The sequence below is a fragment of the Mesorhizobium sp. WSM4898 genome (assembly GCF_029625845.1).
GTDB lineage: Bacteria > Pseudomonadota > Alphaproteobacteria > Rhizobiales > Rhizobiaceae > Mesorhizobium.
Genome location: NZ_JARTVQ010000002.1, coordinates 507,490 through 517,768, shown reverse-complemented (window position 1 = coordinate 517,768; position 10,279 = coordinate 507,490). Strand labels below are relative to the sequence as shown.

Here is a 10,279-nt window from a genome sequence, read left to right as displayed (position 1 = left end):
TCAACGCCGAACACGGCAGGTTTTCAACCCGCCAACGGTTTCCATGCCGGCCACAGGCCGGTATTTCGACAGAACCTCCATGGGACAAGGGTTCACGCTTTCTTGCGAAGGCGCAAAAGGTGTGAATTCCAAGCCCGGTCTATTTCAGACAATTGGATTGTGGCCCCTTTACGAGCGTTTCAGAACTTCATTCCAATTTTAGTTTTGTCGTCTAGGTTAGCGTAATGCCGGCGTATGAAACGCAGATGTCAGGAGGGATCGCGCCAGGGCGCGGGCTTCCGCGCGCCCTGCTTTTGGCGCTCGTCTGCGCGGCCATGCTCGCCGGCGAAGCGCGGCCGGCGGCTGCTTTCGAGATTTTCGGCATCAAGCTTTGGGGCTCGTCCAAGGACGAGGATGCCGACATCGTCGATCCGCTGCGCTATTCGGTGACCATGGACGCTCCCGATGCCGACAAGGATCTGGTCAAGAAGCTGGAAGATGCCTCGGCGCTCAAAAATGACGAGGAGCATCCGGTATCAGGGTCGCTCGGCTTGATGGCCAAGGCGCGCAGCGACCGCGAGCAACTGGTTGCCGCCCTTTATGCCGACGCCCGCTACGAGGGCGTGGTCACCATCACCATAGAGGGCAAGTCCATCGACCAACTGCCGCCGGACGCCGAATTCAAGGGGCCGCAGCCCATTCCGGTGGTCGTCAGCATTGCCGCCGGGCCGAAATTCACCCTCGGCGACATCAGACTGAAAGGCGACGCGGCCGGCCTGGCGAGCGCCGATTTCGGCCTGATCGCGGGCGGCGACGCCAGTTCGGGTGCCGTGCTCAAGGCCGAAGCGGCGATCGTGCGAGCGCTCAAGGAGGAGGGCAGGCCGCTAGCCAAGGTGACGGATCGCGAGATCGTCGCAGACCATGACACCTCGACGCTCGACGTGACACTGACGGTCGCGGCCGGCCCGGTCGCCGGCTATGGCGAGACCACAGTAGAGGGCACCGAAAAGGTCGATCGCGACTTCACCGAATACATGACCGACCTAAAGCGGGGCCAGCAATATTCGCCGCAAGAGATTGACGATGCCCGCGATCGGCTGCTCGGGCTCGAAGTCTTCAACAGCGTGACCATCAAGGAGGGCGAGAGCCTCGACGCCCAAGGCAACATTCCGATCGACGTCCAGGTGAGCGAGCGCAAGCCGCGCTTTTTCGGCGTCGGCGGCACGTTTTCGAACACGGAAGGACTGGGGCTCGAAGGCTATTGGGGCCACCGCAACCTGTTCGGCCAGGCAGAGAAGCTGCGCATCGACGGCTCCATCAGCGGCATCGGCAGCAACAGCATTTCCGCGCTCAACTACAATGCCGGCATCATGTTCGAGAAGCCGGGGGTGCTCGGGCCGACATCCAAGTTCTTCACCGGCGTCAAGACCGTGTTGGAGCACCCCGACGCCTATGACCATTTCTCGGTCAAGGGCGACGTTGGAGTCTCCTACGACCTCGACAAGAGGCAGCGGGTCTCGGCTGAATTCGACCTCGACTACTCGAGGATCACCGACGCCTTCGGCAAGCACACCTATCTGATCGCCAGCATTCCGCTGCAATATGTCTATGACAGCCGCGACAACAAGCTCAACCCGACCAGGGGTTTCCGGGCGCTCGCCTATGCCGAGCCGAGCTACGACATTCTGAACGGCGCGACATTCCTCAAGTTGAAGGGCGAAGGCTCGGCTTACCAGTCGCTCGATACGGCGAGCAGATTCGTCCTCGCCGAACGCGCCACGCTCGGCTCGATCGTTGGCACCGGGCTGCAGAATGTTCCGGCCGACAGGCGCTTCTATTCCGGCGGCGGCGGCTCGGTGCGCGGCTATGCCTATCAAGGTATCGGCCCGAAGGACATCGACGGGCAGCCGATCGGCGGCCTGTCCCTGTTCGAGACCTCGGTCGAGATGCGCATGGCCGTCACCGACACGATCGGCATCGTTCCGTTCGTCGATGCCGGCACGGTCTCGACCAAATCCTTCCCCGATTTCTCCGACGTCAAGGTCGGCGCCGGCGTCGGTCTGCGCTATCTTACGCCATTCGGGCCGCTGCGCATCGACGCCGCCGTGCCGCTCAACCGCGATCCGGGCGATCCGCATTTCGGCCTCTATGCCGGCATCGGTCAGGCGTTCTGATGATGAGGATATTCTGGCGCATCCTTCGTATCTGCCTCTACACGCTGCTCCTGTTGCTGGTGGTGGCGATCGGCGCCCTCGCCGTGCTGACCGGCACCGAAGGCGGCCGTCAGAATCTCGCTGGTCTGATCTCGAAGCTGGCCTCGACCGAGGACCGCAAGATCACCGTCAGCGGTATCGAAGGCATCTGGTCCGGTCAGCTCAGGCTCGATCATGTCGTGCTGGAGGATCGTACCGGGCCCTGGCTGGTGGCGCGCAAGGTGGCGCTCGACTGGTCGCCGACGGCGCTTTTGTCGCGCAACTTCAGCGCCGATCGCATCGAAGCCGAGCGCATCGAGTTGGCGCGGCTGCCACGAGCCGGCCAACAGCCGTCGCAAGGCGCATCGAACAGTCTGCCGGTCTCGATCGACGTCAAAGAGATCGAGCTGCCGGAGATCGCGCTCGGGCAAGAGCTCGCCGGCAGCGGCATTGCCGAACTTGCCGCCAAGGGTTCGCTCAAGGCCGATCCATCGCCGCTGGCAATCGACACGGTGCTCAAAGTCGCCCGCCGCGACGGCAAGCAGGGCAATGTCGACGCCAAGGTCCGTTTCGCGCCGGCCGACAACAAGCTCGACCTCGATCTCAAGGCATCGGAGCCGGCCGGCGGCATCATTGCCAATTTGCTCAAGCTCCCCGATGCGCCGCCCGTCGATATCGTCGTCTCCGGCACGGGGCCGCTCGCCAATTGGAACGGCATCGGCACCTTTGTCGTCGACCGTCAGATCGTCGCCCAGCTCACCGGCCGCCATCAGTTGAGCGACAAGGGCCACTATATCGAGGCCAAAGGCGACGGCGAATTCGAGCGCTTCCTGCCGGAGAAGTTCAAGTCGCTGTTTGCCGGCAAGACGAATTTCGACGTGGCCGGGACGGCGACCACGACAGGCGGGATCGATATCGAGCGCGCAATTGTAGAGAGCGGCGCCGTGCACGGCACGGCCACCGGCAATGTCGACCCGAAGGGCGCCAGTGATCTTGCCGTCGAGCTCTCCGCCAAGGACAAGCCCGTCACCATCGACGTCGGCACCAGCGCGGTGCCGATCCTGGTCGCGGTCGAGAAGGCGACCGCACGCGCCTTTGGCGACGGCAAGGCGCCGATAGTCGACATCGGCACCTCCTTGGCCTCGATCGCCGTCGGCGGCACGCAGCTCAACAATGTGACGGGACAGGTCCATTCCGACGGCTTCGACGTCGCGACCCGCACCGGGCCGGTCAATGTCAAGCTCGCGGCCGCCGGCCTGAAGACCGACGTGGCGACCCTGGCGCCGCTGGTGACGGGCAAGCTAGCCGCTGATCTCGCCGGTTCGATCGGCCGCGACACCGTCACCGTCGACAAGGGCACGTTGCGCAGCGATGCGCTTAATGCCGCGCTGACCGCCGGCGTCTCGCTCGCCGACCTGTCGATGACGCTGAAGATGAACGCCGACGCCGTATCGAAGGCGCTGCCGCCGCAGATCAGCTCGCTGCTTGGCGAACGGGTGAAATTCTCGGCTACCGCGACCCGCGATCCGGAAGGCGCTTTCGCGGCCAACGAGCTGGAACTCACCTCCGGCTCGCTCAGCGCCAGCGGCACCGCCAGCGCGCAAGGCTCGGATATCAAGGCAAACGTCAAGGGAACGCTGGGCGATGTATCGGCGCTGTCGTCGCTGGCGGGCACGCCGCTTGCCGGCGGGGTCAATTTCGCGCTGACCGCCAGCGGTCCGCGCTGGGCGCCGGATTTCTCGGTGTCGGCCGACAGCGCCAGCCTGACGGCGGCCGGCCGCACGGTGAAGGACATCAAGCTCTCGGCGAAGGGCAAAGCCGACATCGCCAACCCCTCGGCCGATATCTCGCTGACGGGCAGCGTCGAGGAGCAGCCGCTCGACATCGAGGCGTCGTTGGTGAGCGCCGCCGGCAAGCGCGCGATCAGGGGGCTCAGCCTTGCGCTGGGCGACAACAAGGTTTCAGGCGACCTCGCGCTTGACGATCAGTACCTGCCGGTGGGCACTCTGACGCTGGCCGTTCCCGATGTCGGCCCGCTGGCGGCGCTTGGCGGCCAGATGGCGACCGGCGATATCAACGGCACGATCGCCTTCGCCAAGGATGGCGCGGCTCCGAACCTCACCATCAATGCGGCCAGCACATCGATCGCGCGCGGCGAAGTGGCGGCGAAAGCGATCACCGTCAATGCGCTGATCGCCAATTATCTCAAGGGACCGGCAATATCGGGCACGATCAAGGCCGACAGCGTCACTTCCGGCAGCACGGTGGTCAGCGGTATCGGCATCGACCTGAAGCGCGACGGCGACTGGACCAATTTTTCCGGCGGCGCGACGGCATCCGGAATTCCGGCCACCGCGACCGGGCGCGTGAAGATCGCCGACGGCAAGACCAGCGTCGAGATCGCGTTCGGCGAAGCGACCCTGCGCGGCATCAAGGCGGCGATCGCCGAGCCGTCGCGCCTTGCAATCGCCAACGGCGTCGCCAGCGTCGAGAAGCTTGCGCTCAATCTCGGCGGCGGCTCGGCGACCATTTCCGGCAGCGCCGGCCAGATCCTCGACCTGACGGCCAATTTCGCCGGCCTGCCTGCGGCGCTCGCCAATGATTTCGTGCCGGGCCTGGATGCTGCCGGAACGCTGGAAGGCACGGCACATGTTACGGGCCCGTCGGCCAATCCCGATATCGAGTTCGACGCCAAGCTTGCCGGCGCCGAGACCAGCCAGACCCGCCAGGCCGGACTTGGGCCGCTCAATCTGGATGCCGCCGGCAGCTACGGTCTGGCGAGCGGCCTGGCCCTGGACCATGCAACGCTTTCGGGCGACAAGATTTCCGGCAACGCCGCCGGCACCTTGAATCCGAACGGCGTCAGCGATTTTTCGCTCGATCTGACGTCATCCGGACCCAGCCTGCCGTTGACGATCGGCAGCGCCGAAAGCCCGGTCAAGATCGAGGTCCAGTCATTGTCGGCAAAGATAGCCGGCCAAAGCACGCAGGCCCGCCTCGAGGCTTCCGCCATCCTGCCTTCGGTTGCCGCCAGCCAGGTGAATGTGGACGGCCTTGCCGTTGCGCTGCATTCGGATGCGTTCGATCTCAAGGGGCGGGCAGGCCCGGTCTCCGGGACGGTGTCGATCGAAAGGATCGGCCTGGACAATCCGATGATCGCGCCGTTGGTTGCCGGCAAGGTTACGGCCGAGGTCAACGGCCGTTTGACGAGCGACGCCGTTGCCGTCAACAGCGGCTCGCTCAAGAGCGATGCGCTCAACAGCCAGGTCGCCGGCCGCATGTCGCTGCGCGACGGCGCCCTCGACCTCAATGTGAACGCCAATGTCGCTTCTTCCGCCTTGCCGGCGGCGGTGCGCGGCATGTTGGGCGAGAGCGCGCAATTGAGCGCCGCGCTGAAACGCGACGTCAATGGCAACGTCAATGTCTCCGGCTTGAAGCTCAACTCGGGCGCGCTGAGCGCCGACGGGCAGGCGAGCCTTGCCGACAACAAGCTTGCCGCCGACATCAGGGGGGCGTTGAGCGACGTTTCGCTGCTGTCGAAAGACGCCAAGGGCGCCATCGCTTTTGGCCTGAATGCGCAAGGTCCGATTATGGCGCCCGACCTCTCGCTGACGGTGAACAGCGACAGGCTGTCCGTGGCGGCGCGCGAGATCACCGGACTGAAGCTCACCGCGACAGGCAAGGCGGATGCCGCCAATCCGGCGGCCGATGTGCAACTGACCGGCAATGTCGCCGGACAGCCGCTGCAGGGCAATGCCGTGCTTGCCACCGCCGCCGGCAAGCGCGCGATCAAGGGCCTCAGCCTTGCACTCGGCGACAACAAGGTTTCGGGCGACCTCGCGCTCGACGACCAGTTCCTGCCGGTTGGCACGCTGACGCTGGCCGTTCCCGATGTCGGCCCGCTGGCGGCGCTAGGCGGCCAGACGGCAACCGGCGATATCAACGGCACGATCGCCTTCGCCAAGGATGGCGCGGCTCCGAACCTCACCATCAATGCGGCCAGCACATCGATCGCGCGCGGCGAAGTGGCGGCGAAAGCGATCACCGTCAATGCGCTGATCGCCAATTATCTCAAGGGACCGGCAATATCGGGCACGATCAAGGCCGACAGCGTCACTTCCGGCAGCACGGTGGTCAGCGGTATCGGCATCGACCTGAAGCGCGACGGCGACTGGACCAATTTTTCCGGCGGCGCGACGGCATCCGGAATTCCGGCCACCGCGACCGGGCGCGTGAAGATCGCCGACGGCAAGACCAGCGTCGAGATCGCGTTCGGCGAAGCGACCCTGCGCGGCATCAAGGCGGCGATCGCCGAGCCGTCGCGCCTTGCAATCGCCAACGGCGTCGCCAGCGTCGAGAAGCTTGCGCTCAATCTCGGCGGCGGCTCGGCGACCATTTCCGGCAGCGCCGGCCAGATCCTCGACCTGACGGCCAATTTCGCCGGCCTGCCTGCGGCGCTCGCCAATGATTTCGTGCCGGGCCTGGATGCTGCCGGAACGCTGGAAGGCACGGCACATGTTACGGGCCCGTCGGCCAATCCCGATATCGAGTTCGACGCCAAGCTTGCCGGCGCCGAGACCAGCCAGACCCGCCAGGCCGGACTTGGGCCGCTCAATCTGGATGCCGCCGGCAGCTACGGTCTGGCGAGCGGCCTGGCCCTGGACCATGCAACGCTTTCGGGCGACAAGATTTCCGGCAACGCCGCCGGCACCTTGAATCCGAACGGCGTCAGCGATTTTTCGCTCGATCTGACGTCATCCGGACCCAGCCTGCCGTTGACGATCGGCAGCGCCGAAAGCCCGGTCAAGATCGAGGTCCAGTCATTGTCGGCAAAGATAGCCGGCCAAAGCACGCAGGCCCGCCTCGAGGCTTCCGCCATCCTGCCTTCGGTTGCCGCCAGCCAGGTGAATGTGGACGGCCTTGCCGTTGCGCTGCATTCGGATGCGTTCGATCTCAAGGGGCGGGCAGGCCCGGTCTCCGGGACGGTGTCGATCGAAAGGATCGGCCTGGACAATCCGATGATCGCGCCGTTGGTTGCCGGCAAGGTTACGGCCGAGGTCAACGGCCGTTTGACGAGCGACGCCGTTGCCGTCAACAGCGGCTCGCTCAAGAGCGATGCGCTCAACAGCCAGGTCGCCGGCCGCATGTCGCTGCGCGACGGCGCCCTCGACCTCAATGTGAACGCCAATGTCGCTTCTTCCGCCTTGCCGGCGGCGGTGCGCGGCATGTTGGGCGAGAGCGCGCAATTGAGCGCCGCGCTGAAACGCGACGTCAATGGCAACGTCAATGTCTCCGGCTTGAAGCTCAACTCGGGCGCGCTGAGCGCCGACGGGCAGGCGAGCCTTGCCGACAACAAGCTTGCCGCCGACATCAGGGGGGCGTTGAGCGACGTTTCGCTGCTGTCGAAAGACGCCAAGGGCGCCATCGCTTTTGGCCTGAATGCGCAAGGTCCGATTATGGCGCCCGACCTCTCGCTGACGGTGAACAGCGACAGGCTGTCCGTGGCGGCGCGCGAGATCACCGGACTGAAGCTCACCGCGACAGGCAAGGCGGATGCCGCCAATCCGGCGGCCGATGTGCAACTGACCGGCAATGTCGCCGGACAGCCGCTGCAGGGCAATGCCGTGCTTGCCACCGCCAATGGCAAGAGCGCGATCAACGGGCTTCTGCTGTCGCTCGGTCCGAACAAGATCTCCGGCGACCTCGCGCTTGATGAAGCTTTCGTGCCGGTGGGCACCGTGTCGCTCGATCTTCCTGACATCGGGCCGCTGGCGGCGCTTGCGCTGGAAAAGGCGGAAGGCGACGTCCGCGGCACGATCGCCTTCTCGAAGGCCGGCAACGCACCGAACGTCGCCGTCAAGGCAACGACGGCGGCGATCCGGCGCGGCGACCTCTCGGCCAAAAAAGTCGCCATCGACGCCCAGATCGCCAATTACCTTGCAGCACCTGTCATCTCCGGCAAGATCCGCGCCGACAGCGTGACCTCCGGCGGCACTGCCGTTACCAGGATCGATGTCGACCTGAAGCGCGACGGGGACTGGACCGGCTTTTCCGGCGGCGCCACCGTGAAGAACATTCCGGCGAAAGCGGCCGGCCGGGTGAAAGTGGCGAACGGCACGACGACCGTCGAACTCGCGTCGGGCCAAGCGACGGTGCAAGGCATCAAGGCGGCGATCGCGCAGGCCTCGACCGTGACCATCGCCAACGGCGCGACGACGCTCGACCGGCTGGTGCTCAATCTCGGCGGCGGTACGGCGACGGTGATGGGCAAGGTCACGCAGACGCTCGACATCAACGCCAATCTGGCCAGGGTGCCGGTCTCGCTCGCAAACAGTTTCTCGCCTGGCCTCGATGCGGCAGGCTCGATCTCGGGCACGGTCAAGGTCTCCGGCGCGCCGGCCACTCCGACGGTCGCCTTCAATGTCGATGCCTCGGGCGTGCAGACTTCGCAGACGCGGGGCGCAGGCCTCGGCGGCATGAACGTATCCTCGTCGGGAACCTTTGCCGGCAGCAAGCTTGCCTTCGACGCCAACATCAGCGACGGCGCGGGCCTTGGTCTCAAGGGCGGCGGCACGGTGACGACGGCAGGCGGGCCGACCCTCGCGCTCGATTTCAAAGGCAAGGTGCCGTTTTCCTTCCTTGCCTCGAAACTCGCCGTGCAAGGCCTGGCGCTCAACGGAACCGCCAATGTCGACGTGCAGGTGCGCGGTCCTGTATCCGCGCCGGTGATCAGCGGCAAAGTCACGACGTCGGGCGCCCGTCTCATAGACGCGCGCTCCGGGCTGGCGGTCAACGACATCGGGGCCGACGTCTCGATCGGCGGCGGCGTCGCCAGGATCAATCGCCTGACGGGCACGTTGTCGACGCGCGGCAGCCTTTCGGCGAGCGGCACCGTCGGCATCATGCCGGCGCAAGGTTTTCCGGCCGACCTGTCGATAAAACTCACCGACGCCCGCTACACCGACGGCAGGGTGGTGACCGCCAATCTCGGCGGCGACCTGACCATCAAGGGGTCGCTCGTGTCGGCGCCGGTGCTCGCCGGCACCATCAATCTGGCGAGGACGGTCATCACCGTGCCGGACAAGCTGCCCGGTTCGCTCTCGGAGTTGGATGTGAAGCATAAGAACCCGCCGCGCGCGGTGCGCGCGCAGGACAGGGCACTGAACCCGCCGACATCCAGCAGCGGAGGCAGCAGCGGCAGCGGCCTTGTCCTCGACGTGACGGTCAACGCGCCGAATCAGATCTTCATCCAGGGCAGGGGCGTCGATGCCGAGCTAGGCGGCTCGCTGAAGCTGACCGGCCCGGCATCCTCGCCGCAGGCCGTCGGAACCTTCACCTTGCAACGCGGCCGGCTGACGATCCTTGCCAAGCGGCTGACCTTCACCGAGGGCACAGTCGGGTTCCAGGGTTCGCTTGTGCCTTACCTCAACCTGACCGCGACCACGACGACCAGCAGCGCCACCGTCACCATCGTCGTTTCGGGCGAAGCGACCAACCCGAAGTTCAACTTCTCCTCCGCACCGGCGCTGCCTGAGGACGAGGTGCTGGCGCAACTGATCTTCGGCCGCTCGATGTCCAATCTCTCGCCGCTGCAGATCGCCCAGCTTGCCGACGCGGCCGCGCAATTGGCAGGGGCCGGCGGCACGACCTCGCTGCTGGACAATCTACGCAGCGCGATCGGCATCGACGATCTCGACGTGACGACCGACGAGAAGGGGGGCACCGCGGTTTCGGCCGGCAAGTACCTCAACGACCGTACCTATGTGACAATCCAGAAGGGCGACAAACCGGGCTCCGGCAAGGCGACGATCGATCTCAATGTCGGGAGGGGCGTGAAGCTGCGCGGCGAGGCCAACGACGCGGGCGAAGCCAAGGGCGGCGTATTTTACGAACGCGAATATTGACGGTGTTGCCCGCCCGGCAGGCTGAAGAGGACGTTTGGCGCGCGCACGAGTCCCTGTCCGCCGGCAATGTCTTGATTTGATTGCCCTGTTAATTTTCGGAAATGTGCGGTGGACTAACAAATTTGCGTCAAGGCTGTCGCTATCACGCCAACCGGCCCAATTCCAAAGTTGCACATTCCCCACCATGTTCCAATTCCAAACCGG

2 protein-coding genes are annotated in these 10,279 nt (G+C 65.3%); both read left to right on the top strand.

The window, feature by feature from the left end; translation table 11 throughout:
• Positions 1-224 precede the first annotated feature (224 nt).
• Positions 225-2,153 (top strand): autotransporter assembly complex family protein, encoded by a 1,929-nt coding sequence (locus P9228_RS09895; protein WP_278053226.1) that lies wholly within the window; start codon positions 225-227, stop codon positions 2,151-2,153.
• A 2-nt stretch (positions 2,154-2,155) separates the two neighbouring features.
• Positions 2,156-10,075 (top strand): translocation/assembly module TamB domain-containing protein, encoded by a 7,920-nt coding sequence (locus P9228_RS09890; protein ID WP_278054039.1) that lies wholly within the window; start codon positions 2,156-2,158, stop codon positions 10,073-10,075.
• Positions 10,076-10,279 lie beyond the last annotated feature (204 nt).

Excerpts from the sequence above, each read along its gene's own strand:
- P9228_RS09895 (WP_278053226.1), top strand. The coding sequence starts at position 225 with ATGCCGGCGTATGAAACGCAGATGTCAGGAGGGATCGCGCCAGGGCGC.
- P9228_RS09890 (WP_278054039.1), top strand. The coding sequence starts at position 2,156 with ATGAGGATATTCTGGCGCATCCTTCGTATCTGCCTCTACACGCTGCTC.